At 69.2% G+C, this 16,082-nt stretch carries 16 protein-coding genes; 5 read left to right on the forward strand and 11 right to left on the reverse strand.

Translation table 11 applies throughout. From position 1 onward, the window contains the following. The first annotated feature begins 117 nt into the window (after positions 1 to 117). Positions 118 to 1,032, forward strand: coding sequence for a DUF559 domain-containing protein (locus ACQP2E_RS09510; RefSeq protein WP_433829933.1), 915 nt, complete (start codon positions 118 to 120; stop codon positions 1,030 to 1,032). A gap of 1,078 nt (positions 1,033 to 2,110) precedes the next feature. Here ACQP2E_RS09510 and ACQP2E_RS09515 read toward each other — a convergent pair. After that, positions 2,111 to 2,245, reverse strand: a complete 135-nt coding sequence (locus tag ACQP2E_RS09515) for a hypothetical protein (RefSeq protein ID WP_433829935.1) — start codon at positions 2,243 to 2,245, stop codon at positions 2,111 to 2,113. Between the two features lie 236 nt (positions 2,246 to 2,481). After that, positions 2,482 to 4,260, reverse strand: a complete 1,779-nt coding sequence (locus tag ACQP2E_RS09520; RefSeq protein ID WP_433829937.1) for an SIP domain-containing protein — start codon at positions 4,258 to 4,260, stop codon at positions 2,482 to 2,484. A gap of 141 nt (positions 4,261 to 4,401) precedes the next feature. Here ACQP2E_RS09520 and ACQP2E_RS09525 point away from each other — a divergent pair, with 141 nt between their 5' ends. Further along, entirely contained in the window at positions 4,402 to 5,151 is a 750-nt protein-coding gene (locus ACQP2E_RS09525) for a helix-turn-helix domain-containing protein (protein ID WP_433829939.1), read from the forward strand. Next, positions 5,129 to 5,938 (forward strand): siderophore-interacting protein, encoded by an 810-nt coding sequence (locus tag ACQP2E_RS09530; RefSeq protein WP_433829941.1) that lies wholly within the window; start codon positions 5,129 to 5,131, stop codon positions 5,936 to 5,938. The genes ACQP2E_RS09525 and ACQP2E_RS09530 overlap by 23 nt, the downstream gene beginning before the upstream one ends. Here ACQP2E_RS09530 and ACQP2E_RS09535 read toward each other — a convergent pair. The 9 genes from ACQP2E_RS09535 to ACQP2E_RS09575 all read right to left on the reverse strand — a co-directional run bounded on the left by ACQP2E_RS09535 (position 5,901) and on the right by ACQP2E_RS09575 (position 14,078). Beyond that, positions 5,901 to 7,538: a sensor histidine kinase gene (locus ACQP2E_RS09535; RefSeq protein WP_433829943.1), complete on the reverse strand. Its 1,638-nt coding sequence runs from the start codon at positions 7,536 to 7,538 to the stop codon at positions 5,901 to 5,903. The two genes, ACQP2E_RS09530 and ACQP2E_RS09535, sit on opposite strands and share 38 nt — an antisense overlap. Before the next feature lie 37 nt (positions 7,539 to 7,575). Beyond that, positions 7,576 to 8,475 carry a type II secretion system F family protein gene (locus ACQP2E_RS09540; protein WP_433829945.1) on the reverse strand — a complete coding sequence of 300 codons (900 nt, stop codon included), beginning with the start codon at positions 8,473 to 8,475 and terminating at the stop codon, positions 7,576 to 7,578. A gap of 3 nt (positions 8,476 to 8,478) precedes the next feature. After that, on the reverse strand, positions 8,479 to 9,441 hold the full coding sequence (locus tag ACQP2E_RS09545; protein WP_433829947.1) for a type II secretion system F family protein: 963 nt from the start codon (positions 9,439 to 9,441) through the stop codon (positions 8,479 to 8,481). After that, positions 9,438 to 10,826: a CpaF family protein gene (locus ACQP2E_RS09550; protein ID WP_433829949.1), complete on the reverse strand. Its 1,389-nt coding sequence runs from the start codon at positions 10,824 to 10,826 to the stop codon at positions 9,438 to 9,440. The genes ACQP2E_RS09545 and ACQP2E_RS09550 overlap by 4 nt, the downstream gene beginning before the upstream one ends. Beyond that, entirely contained in the window at positions 10,826 to 11,998 is a 1,173-nt protein-coding gene (locus tag ACQP2E_RS09555) for an AAA family ATPase (protein WP_433829951.1), read from the reverse strand. Before ACQP2E_RS09555 ends, ACQP2E_RS09550 begins: the two co-directional genes overlap by 1 nt. Continuing rightward, entirely contained in the window at positions 11,995 to 12,834 is an 840-nt protein-coding gene (locus ACQP2E_RS09560) for an RcpC/CpaB family pilus assembly protein (RefSeq protein ID WP_433829953.1), read from the reverse strand. Before ACQP2E_RS09560 ends, ACQP2E_RS09555 begins: the two co-directional genes overlap by 4 nt. Positions 12,835 to 12,891: 57 nt before the next feature. After that, the gene (locus tag ACQP2E_RS09565; RefSeq protein WP_433829955.1) at positions 12,892 to 13,353 is read right to left on the reverse strand and encodes a TadE/TadG family type IV pilus assembly protein; all 462 of its coding nucleotides are present in this window, start codon (positions 13,351 to 13,353) and stop codon (positions 12,892 to 12,894) included. 19 nt (positions 13,354 to 13,372) lie between these two features. Then, positions 13,373 to 13,552, reverse strand: coding sequence for a Flp family type IVb pilin (locus tag ACQP2E_RS09570; protein ID WP_433829957.1), 180 nt, complete (start codon positions 13,550 to 13,552; stop codon positions 13,373 to 13,375). Between the two features lie 115 nt (positions 13,553 to 13,667). Beyond that, a complete protein-coding gene (locus ACQP2E_RS09575) occupies positions 13,668 to 14,078 on the reverse strand; it encodes a response regulator (RefSeq protein WP_111649970.1) in 411 nt (136 codons plus the stop codon). Between the two features lie 224 nt (positions 14,079 to 14,302). Here ACQP2E_RS09575 and ACQP2E_RS09580 point away from each other — a divergent pair, with 224 nt between their 5' ends. Both ACQP2E_RS09580 and ACQP2E_RS09585 read left to right on the forward strand, forming a co-directional pair. Continuing rightward, positions 14,303 to 15,250 (forward strand): NmrA/HSCARG family protein, encoded by a 948-nt coding sequence (locus ACQP2E_RS09580; RefSeq protein WP_433829960.1) that lies wholly within the window; start codon positions 14,303 to 14,305, stop codon positions 15,248 to 15,250. A gap of 158 nt (positions 15,251 to 15,408) precedes the next feature. Further along, positions 15,409 to 15,984 carry a GNAT family N-acetyltransferase gene (locus tag ACQP2E_RS09585; protein ID WP_433829962.1) on the forward strand — a complete coding sequence of 192 codons (576 nt, stop codon included), beginning with the start codon at positions 15,409 to 15,411 and terminating at the stop codon, positions 15,982 to 15,984. The last annotated feature ends 98 nt before the right edge of the window (positions 15,985 to 16,082 follow it).

Raw genomic sequence — 16,082 nt, forward strand, 5'->3', positions numbered from 1 at the left:
CGCTCACAGTCTCTTTCGCCGTTGTCCTTTACCAAGCCGCACGTGGCTCTCGTTACCTGGCCGCAGTTGTCCACAGGGCACCCGGCGATCTCCTCCGGTTTCGGTCACCCTGTCCCGATGCCCGCACCACCCACGTCAGCCCCGTTCCGCGGCTCCGCCGCAATCACCGCAGGCCTCATCACCCGATCCCGGCTGCGAGGCGATGACTGGCGGCGTCTGTTACCGGATGTGTACGTCCGTCGTGAGCTGCCGATCGATCATCGGACCTGGTGCATCGCGGCCGGCCTGTTGCTGCCGGCCGGCGCGGCAATCGGGGGCCTCAGCGCCGCCTATCTCTGGGGAGCCGACCTGATCCGGCCCGATGCGCTCGTCTCGGTGGTGACTCCCCGCGACCGGAGGATCAGAGGCCACGGCCGAATGGTTCCGCACTACACGGTCCTCGACGAAGCCGACATGACGGTTCTAGGTTCGCCGGTGACGGCGCCTTTTGGTCCGCCGGTGACGGCGCCTCTTGGGCCGCCGGTCACGACGCCCGAGCGAACGGCGTTCGATCTGGCCCGCCGCCTCCGCCGCACCGAGGCTCTCGTAGCGGTCGACGCACTGGCCGGCACGGGTCGCCTGGACCTGCCGGCGCTATCCCAGATGGTCCGCGAACGCCGGCATTGGCCGAGAACCGCACAAGCGGAGGAAGTGATCCGCCTCGCCGACCCCCGCGCCGCATCCCCGATGGAGACGCGGCTGCGACTTCTCATCCACGACGCCGGCCTGCCCACGCCACAGCCTCAATACGAAGTACGCAACGATCACGGCCACCTGATCGGCCGAGTGGACCTGGGCTGGCACACGAAAAGGGTGGCCGCCGAATACGAGGGCGACCACCATCGCGACCGTGACCAGTTCCGCCACGACCTGGCCCGCGTCAACGAGCTACGGATGGCCGGCTGGATCGTGCTCCGCTTCACCGCCAACGACGTCCTCCGCAGCCCCCAGAAAACAGCCGCCATGATCGCCGCCGAACTAGCCCGCCACTGACCACCACAGCCCCCACACCGCCCAGCCGGTCGTAGCGCTCGGCCGGTTGTGGTGCTCAGCCGCCAGCCAAGCTGTCGCCCACGGCGACCATGACGTCAAGCAGGCCGTTCGGCTGTCGGCTGTCGGCTGTCGGCTGTCGCGTGCGGCTGCTGGCTGTCGCGCACGGCGACCGTAGCGTTAAGCCGGTCGGAGTGGGCTGGCGCTCAGGGTTGCTGGCTGTACGTGAGGGCGGCCGTGGTGTTAAGCCGGCAGCCGTGGATGACAGCTGGGTGGCCGGCTGAGTATCACGGTGACCACGGCGTTAAGCCGGTCGGAGTGGGCTGGCGCTCAGGGTTGCTGGCTGTACGTGAGGGCGGCCGTGGTGTTAAGCCGGCAGCCGTGGATGACAGCTGGGTGGCCGGCTGAGTATCACGGTGACCACGGCGTTAAGCCGGTCGGAGTGGGCTGGCGCTCAGGGTTGCTGGCTGTACGTGAGGGCGGCCGTGGTGTTAAGCCGGCAGCCGTGGATGACAGCTGGGTGGCCGGCTGAGTATCACGGTGACCACGGCGTTAAGCCGGTCGGAGTGGGCTGGCGCTCAGGGTTGCTGGCTGTACGTGAGGGCGGCCGTGGTGTTAAGCCGGCAGCCGTGGATGACAGCTGGGTGGCCGGCTGAGTATCACGGTGACCACGGCGTTAAGCCGGTCGGAGTGGGCTGGCGCTGACGGTTGCTGGCTGTACGTGAGGGCGGCCGTGGTGTTAAGCCGGCAGCCGTGGGCGACAGCCGGGTGGCCGGCTGAGCATCACGGCGACCAAAGCGTTAAGCCGGTCGGAGCGGTCTGCCACTCAGAGCTGCCGGCCGCCAGCCCGCCGGCTGCCAGCCCGCCGGCCGCGAGCCCGCCGGCTGCCAGCCCGCCGGCCGCGAGCCCGCCGGCTGCCAGCCCGCCGGCCGCGAGCCCGCCAGCTGCCAACCGCGAGCCGACCCCGCGTAGCTTGTGCTTGTGGTCGTGCGAGACCCGAAAACGCGACCACAAGGGCGACCCAGCCCCGCATACCTGGTCGCGTTGGTCCGCGGACTGCAACCGTGCGCGCCAGCCGAGCTCACGGCAGCACCGCACTCACCGCCTCGAGCACCCCCGGCCCACTCACCAGCACCCTGTCGTTGTGATCAGCCCTCTCGATCACCACGACCCGCACGAGACCCCCGGCCCGCGACGCCACCTCGGCACTCTGCACGCACCCAGCCGCAGCCCATCGGCGGTCTTCAATGTAACGGCGCTCACGCCAGGCGCGAGCGCCGGCGCCGGCCGCCCCGGAAACTAGATCAACTTCCGCTGCAACGACCACCCAGCAAGCAAGATCAAAAGCAGGGCCATCAGTACGCCGAGACCACGCCCCAAAAGCACTCGGCCCATCCCGTCATTCTCCGCATTCCCGCCCGCACCGCACGCAAAGACATTGCCGGACCCCGCTCAACCCGGCGTAACGTGCCAAACCCGGTGCGACCAGCCTATGTCGACGCTGGTCAGAACGCGGAACCCGGAATCACCGAGCAGTTCGCCGATCCGCGAAACGCTACGCCGGCCACTGCCGAACGCGGCCCGCATCAACAGATCCTGCTCGATATCCTCAAGCTCGTCATCATCATCGGCAGGCCGATATTCCTCGACCAGAACCACGTCGGCCCCGGCAGGCAGCGCCTGGGCGAATTCGGTCAGCAGATGCCCGGCGTCCTCATCGCTGAGCCAATCGAGCAGCCGCACCAGCAGATGAGTGGCCCCGGTTCGGACGGGCAGAGCGCCCGACGTGGCGACCAGTTCGACCCGCTCGGCAACCTCCGCGTCGAGAACCTGTTCGCGCAGCACGGCCAGCGCGGACGGCAGCGCAGCCACGGTCAGCGCGAGATGCGGATGTTCCCGGCCGATGGCGTTCAGCGCGGCACCCGCCGCATGCCCGGCAGCCAACAGAGCGGTCGACTCCGACCAGTCGTACGCAGTGATCAGTTTCGGAACCATCCAGATGGCCGCGTCCTCGACGGCGGCCCGGGCCGGACCGCCGAGGCCGGGTTCGCGTTCGAACAGCGAGCCCAGCGACTGCCCGGCGACCGCCCGCCCGGCGAGGCCGAGCAGTGCGAACTCCAGAACGGACGCCGGACCTTCCAGGTGGTACTCGTCCCCGTCGTCGAGCAGTTCTTCGCCGACCTCGGTGAGCCCGAATCCGCCGGCGTCGATGGTGAACACGTCGAGACCGGTCAGATAGGTCATCAGCAGTTCGAGAGCGCCCGCCTCCAGCCCGGTGGCGTCGGCCAGTGCGGTGAGCGTGTTCGTACCCCGGTCGACAAACCCGACGATGCCCAGCGTGACCGCCACCCGGATCGCCAGCCCCGGCGTGATCTCAGCGAGCTCATGAAGCCGCTCATGAGCGTCGTCACCGTCCTCGGCAACGGAGGCCGCCGCCGCAGGAGAAGCGGTCCGCTTCCAATACCCGGTGATCTCCACCTGCTCCGCCGGCAACCCGCGCTCCACCCGCAGATACCGCCGCAACGGCCGGATCGCCCCGGCCTCCCCGGCCACCCAGGCGAACACCCTCCCATCAGGCCACGGCATCGCCATGACCGCCTCGGCCAGCGTCATGAGACTTCCGTTGACCCACGTGACCTCGGCATCCGCCGCCGTCGGCAGCTCCTGCCACCGATCCATGTCGGTCACCTCGACGAAAACCCGCGCCCGGGTGCCCGCCGGCATCTCGCGCAGCCACCGCCGCAAGGCGGGCAGCGCGGTCTCGTCCCCGGCCGCGACGATCCAGTCGGCGCCGGCCGGGTGGCTCTGCGACATCTTCGGCCCGGCCATCCAGATGGTGTCGCCGGCAGCGGCGTTCTCGGCCCAGCTCGCGGCCGGCCCGGTGCCGTGCCGGACGAAGTCGAGGTCCACCTCGTCGGCGGTGACCCGGTGCGGCGTGTAGTCCTTCGCGATGGGACGGGCGTCGACCGGCCAGTCCAGGCTGGCGATGGCCTGCCTGGGCAGCACCGGCCGGTCGGCGCCCGGCGCCGCGAAGAAGAGCTTGACGTGGTCGTCGAAGCCAACACTCCGCAGCGCCGGCAGGTCCAGCCCGTCCCGGTGGAACGCTCCGAGCTGCGGGCCCCCGATCGTGACCCTGCGAGTGCCGTCGTTGATGTCGGCGACCCTCAGCACGGTCAACTCCCGCAGCACGATCGGAAACGTCACGGTGGTGCGCATGTTGCGGCTGGACACCAAGCGAGGGTACGGGTGACCGGGCACTCCCGATCCAAACGAGAAGCCGCTTCGTCATCCCCGCAGCACACTTAGGGTACCCTTACCCGCACTCGCCGGGTCCACAGCGGAAGGCGAACGCCCGAGACGGGGAGGAATGCCGTGACGGACACAGCTCTGCTGGACGCGGTTCTCGCCGAGTGGGGCCACGACCCACACACCCACGAGGAGCATCAGTTCCTCTACGTGCCACTCGGCCGGATCGTGGTGACCGCCGAGGGCGCCGAGCACGTGATCGAGGGCGCGTCCGGCCTGTGGATGCCGGCCGGCATCGAGCACAGCGCCCGCTTCGGCCCGGACGCCCTGGTCATCGCGGAGGAGTTCGACGCCGGGGAGAACCGGTTGCCGTACCGCGCGGCGACCGCGGTGGAGATGACACCACTGGCCCGGCGCAGCCTGCTCGCCCGGGCCCGGTCCGGTGACGAAGGGCTGGGCTGCCCCGAGCTCTTCGCGACCCTGGTGGCGCTGCGCGGCAGCCGGCTGCCGCTGCCCGAGCCGCAGAGCCGGATCCCGCGGGCGGTCGCCCGGCAGCTCACCGAACAGCCTGCCGACGCCCGGACCGCGGCCGAGTGGGCGTCGGTCTTCTTCACCAGCTCGACCAGCCTGCGCCGCGCCTTCCGGGCGGAGACCGGGCTGGCCTTCACCGAGTGGCGGACCCGGCTGCGGCTGAACCTGTCGCTGGACCTGCTCGCGAAAGGGAACCTGGTCGGCGCGGTCGCCGCTCGGGTCGGATTCACCAGCGCCAACGGTTACATCCTGGCGTTCCGCCGGCACTTCGGTGAGACGCCGGGCGCCTATCTCGCCCGCCACTGCCCCGGAGGTCCGTTCGATGTCCAACTACAAGATTCGTAAGCCGGTCGACCCGCATGTGCTCATGCTGGAGGTCACCGGCACCGAACGAATCTCGCCGAACATGGTCCGGGTGACCCTCGGCGGCGACGGACTCGACAGGTTCACGCCTCTCGGTTACGACCAGTGGTTCCGGCTCTTCCTGGCCCGCCCCGGCCAGGACACCTTGAAACTACCGACCAGAACATCAGGCCTTTGGTACGCCCAATACCTCGCAACCGCCAAGCAGAAGCGCCCCTACGTCCGGTGCTACACGGTCCGCGGCCACCGCCCCGGCGCGCTCGACGTCGATTTCGTGGTGCACGTGGACGCCGACGGCCACAGCGGCCCGGCCAGCTCGTTCGCCCTCTCCGCCAAGCCGGGGGAGCAGGTCGGCCTGCTCGATCAGGGCTGCGGTTACAACCCGCGGGCGGGCCACGAGTGGACACTGCTGGTCGCTGACGAGACCGGCCTGCCGGCCGTGGCCGGGGTCTGCGAGTCGTTGCCGGCCGACGCCAAGGGCATCGCGATCGTGGAGCTGCCGTCCCTGCGGGACAAACAGGACTTCCGGGTTCCCGAGGGTGTCGACCTGATCTGGGTGACCCGGGACGGCGCCGACGGGGTGCCGGGCACGCTCGCCCTCCAGGAACTCCAGCGCGTCGCATTCCCGGCCGGCGACGTCTACGCGTACCTGGTCGGTGAGTCGGCGCTGGCCACCGGCGCCCGCCGCCACCTCGTCGGTGAGCGGCAGGTGCCGAAGCAGAACATCGACTTCATCGGGTACTGGCGGCACGGTCACGCCGCAATGTGACAGTGATGGTCGTGCCGCCGAGAGGTGAGCCGTCCACCGTGATGGTGCCGTGATGACGCTCGACGATGCGCAGGCAGGTGGAGAGGCCGATACCGTGCCCCTTGCGGGCGGCCGGATCCACCTGCGCGAACATGTCGAAGACCCGCAACCGGTCGGCCGGCGGGATGCCCAAGCCGTTGTCCGACACGGTGATCTCCCAGCCGCCCGGGGTGGCCGTCCCGGCGATCTCGACCCGGGGCAGCCGGTCCGGGTGGCGGTACTTGATCGCGTTGTCGACCAGGTTCTGTAGTAGCTGCCGCAGCAGGGTCGGGTCGGCGTCCAGGCAGAGGTCGCCGTCGGTCACCACCTCGGCGCGCTGTGCGTCGATCAGGGTCCGCAGGTCGTCGGTGACGCCGCCGGCCACCTCGGCGAGGCGTACCGCGCCGAACGAGCAGGGCGCGTTGCCGGCCCGGGCGTAGAAGAGCAGCGCCTGCACCAGCTGCTGCATCCGGCCCATCGAGGTGGACGCGCCGGTCAGCCACTTGGCGGCCCGCTCGTCCAGCCGGTCGCCGTACAGCTGGCCCAGCAGTTCCAGATAACCGCTGGCGCTGGCGAGCGGGCGTACCAGGTCGTGGCTGACCGCTGCGGCGAAGCCCTCCAGCTCGTCGTTGGATCGCTGCAGCTCGGCCTGTGCCGCTTCGAGCTTGTGGCGGTGCGTCCGGTCGGCCGTCACGTCGGTCATCGCGATCACCGCGCCGATCCGCTCACCGGCGTCGCTGACGATGCTGCGGCCGTTCGCGACCAGGTTGATCAGTTCGCCGTCGACCGTACGCAGGACCATCTCGGCGTCGGTGACCACGTCCTCGTCGAGGGCGCGGCGCAGCGGGCGCTGGTCCTCGGGCAGCGGGGTGACACCGTCGGCGGCCAGGACCTCGCAGCGTTCGGCGACGATCCAGGGCGCCGCGTCCGGGTCGGCGGCGGCACCGCCCCAGTGCCGGGCAGCCCGGTTGAGCAGCGTCATCCGGCCCTGCGCGTCGGCGGCGGCGATGCCGACGTCGACCGATTCCAGCAGGCTCTCGGTGAACTTGCGGTTGCGCTCGGCCTCGGTGGCCAGCTTGCCGTTGAGCAGGGCCTGACGACGCCGCTCGAAGAGCCCGACGATCACCTGGGCCAGATCTTCGAGGCGTTGCAGCTGCCGCTCGCCGAGGACCTTCGGCACGGTGTCGAAGACACAAACCGTGCCGAGCGCGTACCCGTTGGGGGTGATCAGCGGCGCGGAGGCGTAGAAGCGGACGTCGGCGAGCCGGCCGTCCACCCACGGGTTGGTCGCGAAGACGTGGTGGCGGCTCGCGTCCGGCACGTGCATGATCTTGCCGTCCCGGAACGCGACAGCGCACATCGAGTCGTCGCGCGAGGTGTCGCAGCCGTCGAACCCGATCGTGGTGATCTGGCACTGCCGCGTCTCGTCGATCAGGTTGAGCGCCGCCGTCGGCACGTCGGCGATGGTCGCGGCGATCCTGATGACCGCGGAGAGCTCGTCGTCGGCGGGGTTGTCCAGCAGCCCGTACTCGTGCAGGGCAGCGACACGGGCCTGTTCGAGGTCGATCAGCGAGGTCGGCACGAGGGCAGTATCGGCGGGGCAAACCGCCACATGAGGATTACCCGAAGGCTCCGGACAGCTCCAGCACGGCCGGCCCGATGATGATCACGAAGATCGCCGGGAACATGCAGAACAGCACCGGGAAGAGCAGTTTCACCGGGATCTTCTGCGCCTGCTCCTCGGCCCGCTGCCGGCGGCGTACCCGCTGGTCCTGGGCGTGCTCACGGAGGATCGGCGCAACCGAGATGCCCAGGTCACCGGCCTGCACCAGCGCGGTGACCAGGCGTTTCAGGTCACGGACCGTGGTACGCCCGGACAACGAGCGCAGCGCCACGGTACGCGAGACACCGAGCCGCATCTCCTGGAGCACCCGGTGCATCTCGTCAGCCATCGGCCCGCGCATGGTCCGCGCCACCTGGTCCATCGCCGAGTCCAGGCCGAGACCAGCCTCGACGCCGATGACCAGCGCGTCCATCACGTCCGGCAGGCTGCGCTGGACCAGCTCCTGCCGCTTCACCCCGGCGTTGTTCACCAGCAGCTGCGGCAGCAGGCACCCGCCGACGAACCCGGCGATCGCACCGATCACCGAGCCGGGGTCGCCTTTCCAGGTGTCGCCGAGCGCCGAGCAGAACATCGCGAGACCGGCGGCAGCGATCGGCCGCATCCGGATCACCTTGGTCAGCGGCCAGTCCGGCGGGTTGCCGGCCCGGTCCAGGCCCCGGATCAGGCGTTCCCGGTCGCCGGGCGGACCGAGCATCGAGCCGATCCGGTAGAGCAGCCGGCTCATCGCCGACTCGTCCTTGTCGTCCTGCTCGTCTTTGTCGGGCGCGTCGCCGCGGGTGTACTTGGCCAGGGTCTTCAGGACCCGTTCGCGGCGCGGCGGCGGGATCAGCACCGCCGTGGCGGCCAGCCCGACCGCGAGGAGCAGGCTGATCAGCGCGACGATCAGGGCGGTCACGGGTCAGACCTCGACCTTGACGACCACACGCAGCCAGAGCGCGCCGAGCACCACGCCGGCCACCGCGACACCCAGCATGATCAACCCCGCCGTCTCGGTGACCAGCGGTTCCAGGTAACCCGGCTCAGTGAGGTAGATGGCGCCGCCGGAGACGATCGGCATCGCCGTCAGCACGTACGCCGAAACCCGGCCCTCACCGGAGAGCGCCCGTACGTGACGCTGCAGATAGGCACGCTCCCGCATGGTGTCCGCGGTGGTCTGCATGACGTCGACCAGGCTGCCGCCGACCTCCCTCTGCAGGCGCAGCGCCATGACCAGCCAGACCATCTCCGAGCTGTTCACCCGCTCGCCGATGCGTTCCAGCGCGTCCTCGAAGTTGCCACTGATCCGGGTCTCGGCCAGGGCGCGGCGCAGCTCGACGGCGACCGGGCCCTCGTCGTCGCGTACCGAAGCCTCGACGGACTGGTGCAGCGTGAAACCGGACCGCAGCGAACTGATCATGAGGCCCAGCGCGCCCGGCAGTTCGTCGGCAAACGTCTTCTCACGCCGCTTGATGAAGAACAGCAGGCCGCCGTTCGCGGCGAAGAAGCCCAGGATCAGCCCGATCGGCAGGGACAGGAAGAACCGGGTCAGGATGACGGCGGCCAGCCCGAGGACCGCGCCGGTCGCGAACCGGATGACCAGCCACTCGGTCGGTTTCAGCACGCCGCCGATCCGGTCCAGCAGGCCGGCGTCGCGTTCGGCCAGCCGGATCAGCGCCGGATATTTCAACGGATACTTGCCTGCCGCGTTCAGGATCCGGCGCAGCAGTGGGATCTTCACGTGCTCGCGGTGCACGGTGAAGAGCTTCAGCGCGGCGAGACGCCGCTGCATCGGCGTGCGGCCGAAGAGAAGATCAATGAGAAGGTACGCGGTAACGAACGCCGCGGTGACGGCGCAGATGATCGCTACCAGGAACGGGGTCACCTCCGGCGGCCCGCGAACATGGTGGCCGGCAGGGTCACGCCGTACATGGCGAGGGTGTCGGTGAAGTTCGGGCGTACGCCGGTCGGACGCAGGCCTCCGGTGCTGCCGGGTGTCTCGGCGCCGGCGTTCGGGTCGTACAGAAAAATGTCCTGAAGGGTGACGACCTCGCCTTCCATGCCCACCACCTCGGTGATGTGGGTGATCTTGCGGGTGCCGTCCTTGAAGCGGCTGACCTGCAGGATCATGTCGACCGCCGAGGCGATCTGGTCACGGATGGCGCGGCTCGGCAACTCCATGCCGGCCATCAGGACCATGGTCTCCAGGCGGGAGAGCGCGTCACGCGGCGTGTTCGCGTGCAGAGTGGTCAGTGACCCGTCGTGGCCGGTGTTCATGGCCTGCAACATGTCCAGCGCGGCGCCGTCGCGGACCTCGCCGACCACGATCCGGTCCGGCCGCATCCGCAGCGCGTTGCGGACCAGGTCGCGGGTGGTGATCGTGCCGCGGCCCTCGGAGTTTGCCGGGCGTGACTCCAGCCGGACCACATGCTCCTGGTCGAGCTGGAGTTCGGCGGCGTCCTCGACGGTGACGATGCGTTCGTCGGCCGGTACGAATCCGGAGAGGATGTTCAGGATCGTCGTCTTGCCGGAGCCGGTGCCGCCGCTCACCAGGACGTTGCGGCGGCCGCGCACGGCGGCGTCCAGGAACTCGGCGGCCTGCCGGGTCAGCGTTCCGTACGACAGCAGGTCGCCGACGGTCAGCGGCACCGAGGAGAACTTGCGGATCGTCAGCGACGACCCGTCCAGGGCGATCGGCGGCACGATGGCGTTGACCCGGCTGCCGTCCGGCAGGCGGGCGTCGACCATCGGGCTCGACTCGTCGACGCGCCGGCCGACCCGGGAACAGATCCGGTCGATGATCCGGCGCAGGTGGGACTCGTCGTCGAACTCGGCCGGCGCCTTCTCGAGCCGGCCGAACCGCTCCACGAAGATCAGATGCGGGCCGTTCACCATGACCTCGGTGACCGACTGGTCGCGCAGCAGCGACTCGATCGGCCCGTGCCCGAGCACCTCGTCGATGACCTCCCGGATGATCCGGGCCCGGTCGTTGCCGGACAGCGGTGTCTCCTCGCGGGCCAGCAGGTCGTTCAGGGCCTCCCGGACGCGGGCGTCGAGGTCGTCGCCGCCACTGCCGGGCGCGTTGCCGTACAGAGTGGGTCCGAGCTCGTCGGCGAGCTTGCGCTGCAGGCGCAGCCGCACCTCGTTGACCTGGTCGGTGGGTGGCCGGGCGCCGGCGGCGCGGTATCGGTCGGCGCCGGACTGGCCGCTGCCACCGCGTTCATCGGGTTCCTTGCCCTGTGCGGCGGCGAGACGGGCGGAGAGGCTCATCAACTCACCTTCTTCCAGTTGAAGAAGCGCCGCTGGCGCTGCGGCGCCGTCTCGACGCCGGCGCACCGGTCGGCGAGCTCCCGGATGGCCCGGCTGACCGGGTGCAGCGGGTCGGTCGCGGTGAGCGGCTCGCCCTGGTTGACCGAGACCGGCACGTCGCGACTGGACGGCACCTGCACGGCGAATCCCATGCCGACCGCTTCCTCGACGTCGGCGGGGGTGAGGCCGACCAGGGTGTTGGCCCGGTTGAAGACCAGCAGCCGGCGATCCTTCGGATAGTTGAGCAGGTCGAACATCTCGCCGGTGAGCCGCACCGACTTCAGGGTGGGCAGCTCGGGCGTGACGATCGGGACGTACCAGTCGGACATGTCGAGGGCGGCGAGGACCTGGTCGGTCACCACGGCCGGGGTGTCGACGACGATGAAGTCGTACAGCGGCCGGGCCACGTCGAGCAGCTCCACCACGAACTCGCGCCGGACGCCCTCGCCCTCGGCCGGGCTGGCCGGCGCGAGCAGCGCGTCCAGGCCTGGGCGTGCCGACGTGATGATCGAGCGAAGGCCCTGTTCGTCGAGGCGGCCGGCCATCGAGAGGCCGTCGGCGATGCTGCGGTCCGGCGCCAGCTTCATCATGATCGCGACGTCACCGAACTGAAGATCAAGATCCATGATCAGTACGCGTCGCCCGCCGCCCGCCAGCGCGACGGCCAGGTTGACCGCGACGACGCTGCGGCCACAACCACCCTTGCCGGCGAAAACGGTGATAACCCGCGCGTACGGCGCGGCGTCGGTGGCGCTGCGCATCGTGGTGCTCAGCGCTTTCGAAAGGTCGATCGAGCGGATCGTCGCGTCCCGGAGACCCTGCTGGTCCTTCTCCTCGACGATCTCGCGTACGCCGGAGCGCAGACACTGCAGCACGATGTCCGGCTCCAGGGTGTGCCGGATCAGCACCACCCCGATCAGCGGACGCTGAAGCCGCTGGTACGCGGTGAACATCAGCGCCTCGCCGAGGTCGACCGTCGCGCCGAGGATCACCAGAATCGTCTCGGGATAGCGCGGCAGATGCACCTCGAGTTCGGCCATGCTGGTCAGCACGGTGCAGCCGACCTCGCGGAACTGGGGTCCGATGACCTCGCGCCGGTCCTCGTCGGGCTCGACGTAAACGTAAAGGCTCATTCGAACAGTTCCTGCGAGTTGACCCACTCCCCGACGGTGGGTGTTGCTTTCGGTCCCAGAAGCGCCAGGTAGAGCGCGCACTGCTGGGTCGCGTGGATCAGTCGCTGCGCGTCGGTCGCGTCGACGGAGAGAGTCGCGACATATCGCTGGAGCGTCGTCGACGTGGTGCCGGGCGAGGTGTCGTACTTGCTGGTCGCCGACGGCGACGGTGACGCGTCGGCCGACGCCACGGCGGTGGCCGACGGGGTGGCCGGCGCCGGCGTGGCCGGCGTCGGCGCCTCGCCGATGGTGATCACTTTGGCGTCCGGCAGCAGCAGGCGGGTCCGCTTGTCCTGTTTGCCGTCGAGCTCGCCGCCCACGATGTCGAGCATGCAGGAGGCGTAGACGGCGACCGTGTCACCGGGTTCGAGGTCACCGGCGACCTGCGGCGCGACGCTGAGCGCGACGCTCACGGCGAGCCGGCCCTTGGGCACCTTGATCCGGCGGGTCGGTGATGGCGACGCCTTGACCGGTGACTGGAACAGCGGCCGCATCAGCAACTGGCTGCGCTCGAGCGGTGCGGTCAGCCGCAGCTTGTCCAGGTCGGGATCCCAGACGGTCAGAGCGCCGTCCGGCACGGTCTTCGCCGGGACCAGGATGCGCTCGGTGAGCCCTTTTTCCCGGATGGCCGAACCCAGCGTGTCCGCTGGGATGCGCTGCTTGGCCACCAGGACCCACAGGCCCTGGTTGCCACTGAGCGCACGGCGGTCGGCCGAGCGTGCGTACGAGAGGACTGCGGTACCGCTGATTCCGGCCAGCAGGAGCGCGGCGAGCAGGATGAGGATGCGCCGTCGCATATCTCCACCTTCTCAGGTGAAGGACGCCCGTTGAGGCTGATCAGGATTACCCGATGATCAGCCGATGCAGGCCATCACACCGGTGGCCTTGAGCGTGACGGGAGGGATGGTGTGGTTGCTCAGCCGCTTGATCATGCTGGTGAGCGGCGTGACGGGCTGGAACGGCCGGGTGATGGTCACGACCGAGTCGGAGCCCGCGACGGATGCGGAGGTGCAGAGGGTCGGCGTGGTCCCGTAGGTCAGGGTGACGCCGGCGCCCACGATGCTCTGCACCTTGTTCTTCACGTCGGTGGAGGTGCCGTTCAACGCTCCGAGGCGGGCACCTTCGCGGGCCGCCTCGGTCATCTGAATTTGTTGTTGCAGCATCCGGCCCATGTCGATGATCGAGAAGAGGATCAGTAGCAGGATCGGCAGGATGATCGCGAACTCGACGGCCGCGACGCCATCGTCCCCCCGGGCCGGCGACTTCGACGAAGCCGGCCCGAGACGGGGCGTGATGCGAGCGTGCGCGAACCTCATCGTTCGCCGTTGCCTTTCGTCAGATGGCGGCCATCAGCGTCGAGATCATCGCCACGATGTCCTGGCGGAGGTTCGTGACCGCGAGGATCAGGCCGCCGGCGATCAGTGCCGCGAGCAGTGAGTACTCGACGGCGGTCGCGCCCTCGTCCGACTTGTGAGCGGCGCGGATGTACGAGACGAGAACGTTGATGAACGCCATGGTGTGTTCCCCCGATGTCTGGCAGGCCGTCCGGCTTGGCGGCCTTGTGCCAGACTTATCGGGTCCCGGAGCCTCGGGTTTGAGAGCCACAAGGGTGCACCGGGTTGCGGATCGGCTATCGACTCGGCGTTGCCGTTCCCTGCGCCAGCACACTGCGCAGCATCCCTGCCAGGATGTCCGCGGTGTAAGGCTTCGTGATGAACGGTGAACCGGCCTTGATCAGGCCTTTCTTCACCGCTGTTGCCTCCGGGAGCCCCGACACGTACACCACTTTCATCTGTGGTCGTACGGCCGCGGCCGAGCGGGACAGCTCGCCGCCGGAGACTCCCGGCAGCCCTAGATCGGTGAGCAGCACGTCGATCGGGCCATCGTGCACCCGGCATTTCATCAGCGCGCTGACCGGGTCCTGTGCCGCGATGACCGAGAAGCCGCGTAACTCCAGCATCTGGGAGGTCACCTCGCGCAGGTCCTCGTCGTCCTCGACAAGCAGGACGACCGGACCTGTTCGTTCTGTCGGCTGCCACATCGTCGTTCCTCCTGGGACCTGCGTGAACCGGTCTCACGGACAACTTATCGATCCGGCCACCCCCAGCCGCCCGGAATGCCAAAACGCCGATCACCGATGACCTCCCCGGGCCACCGCCGGCCGAGTGTGACCGGCGCCTCAATCAATCGGGAATTATCGATGCCATGCCCAGGTTCCACGGATCAAGTCCTTAAGATTTGAACTTCTTTTCGAGGGTGGTTGACATGAGTGAGCAGAAGGTCATCGCGGTCGTCGGAGCTACCGGCTCGCAGGGTGGCGGTCTCGTCCGGGCGATCCTGGACGACCCCGACGGCGGCTACGCGGTACGCGCGCTGACCAGGGACGTCACCTCGCCGAAGGCGCAGGAGCTGGCCAAGCTCGGCGCCGAGGTGGTGCAGGCCGACAACTACGACGAGGAGAGCCTGGCGGCGGCGTTCGCCGGGGCGTACGGCGCTTATCTGGTGACGGATTTCTGGGCGCACATGTCGGCGGAGAAGGAGCTGCAGGAGGCCACCAACCTGGTCAACGCGGCCAAGCGGGCCGGTCTGCAGCACGTGATCTGGTCGACGCTGGAGGACACCCGGGACCACATCCCGGTCACCGACGACCGGATGCCGACGCTGCAGGGCACCTACAACGTCCCGCACTTCGACGCGAAGGCCGAGGCGGACGAGCTGTTCCGGGCGGCGGGTGTGCCGACCACGTTCCTGCGGACCACGTTCTACTGGGAGAACCTCGCTAACGGCTGGGGCGCCACCCGCGACGCGGACGGCGTGCTCACGCTCTCCCTGCCGATGGGCTCCAGCAAACTGGCCGGGATCGCGGTCGAGGACATCGGCCGGACCGCGTACGGAATCCTCAAGGCCGGCAGCGAGCTGGTCGGGCAGACCGTGCACATCGCCGGTGAGCACCTGACCGGCGAGCAGATCGCGGCGGGCCTCTCCCGGGCCGTCGGCGAGCCGGTCGTGTACCGCCCGCTGACCCACGACGCGTACCGCGGCCTGGGCTTCCCGGGCGCTGACGAGGCCGGCAACATGCTGCAGTACTACACCGAGTTCGAGGATTACTTCACCGGCGTCCGCGACCTGGACGCGGTCCGCGAGCTGAACCCGCGGCTGAAGACCTTCGACCAGTGGCTGGCGGCGAACGGGCACACCATCCCGACAGCGTGACGATGGAAGACGTCGTTGGGGCTGCCGCGCCGATTCCCGGTCCACCACAGCCGGGATCGGCGCGGCAGCCTGTCCGCAAGGCTAGCGCACGCCGGAACCCCAAGAACCTAGCCTCCTAGGATGCCCTGCGGGTTGTGCGGCGTTTAGAGTTCGAACTCGTGTCCCTTCCCGAGATCTCGCTGGCCACGCCGGCACACCGCGAACGCGTCGTGACCACTCTCGTCGCGGCCTTCCCCGACGACCCGGTGCTCCGTCATCTGTTCCCACGGGACTATCCCGAGCACGCCGCAGCGTTCTTCGGGCACCTCTTCGACAAGCGGGTCCACCAGAACTCGATCTGGATCGCGGGGGAGGGCTCATCAGCCGGCGCGGCGGTCGCGATCTGGGAACCACCCACCCTCACCGGCGCGACCCCCGCTCCGACCCTACCCATTTCGCTGCCGGCTTCGGAGATGGAGCGCATGCGAGAGTACGACGAAGCGGTGCACTCAGCCCTGCCGAAGGAACCGTTCTGGTACCTCGGCGTCCTCGGCACCCACCCCAACTGGACCGGCCGCCGCTGGGGCCACGCCCTGATGTCCGAGGGCCTGCGCAGAGCCGCCACCGACGGTTTCCCCGCAGTCCTGGAAACCAGCAAACCAGGCAACGTGGACATGTACCGCCGAGCCGGCTGGCAACTCTTCGCCCACATCACCACCCCGGTCCCCACCTGGATCATGCAACAACCCACCTAACCCCACCCACCCACCGAACCCAAGCCCCACCCTCCGCCCACCCCGCCACCGCACCCGCCGCCCGTCGCCTGACCCGCCCGGGCGCGGCTGGCTGCCCG

The organism is Actinoplanes sp. CA-015351 (assembly GCF_050955685.1).
Lineage (GTDB): Bacteria > Actinomycetota > Actinomycetes > Mycobacteriales > Micromonosporaceae > Actinoplanes.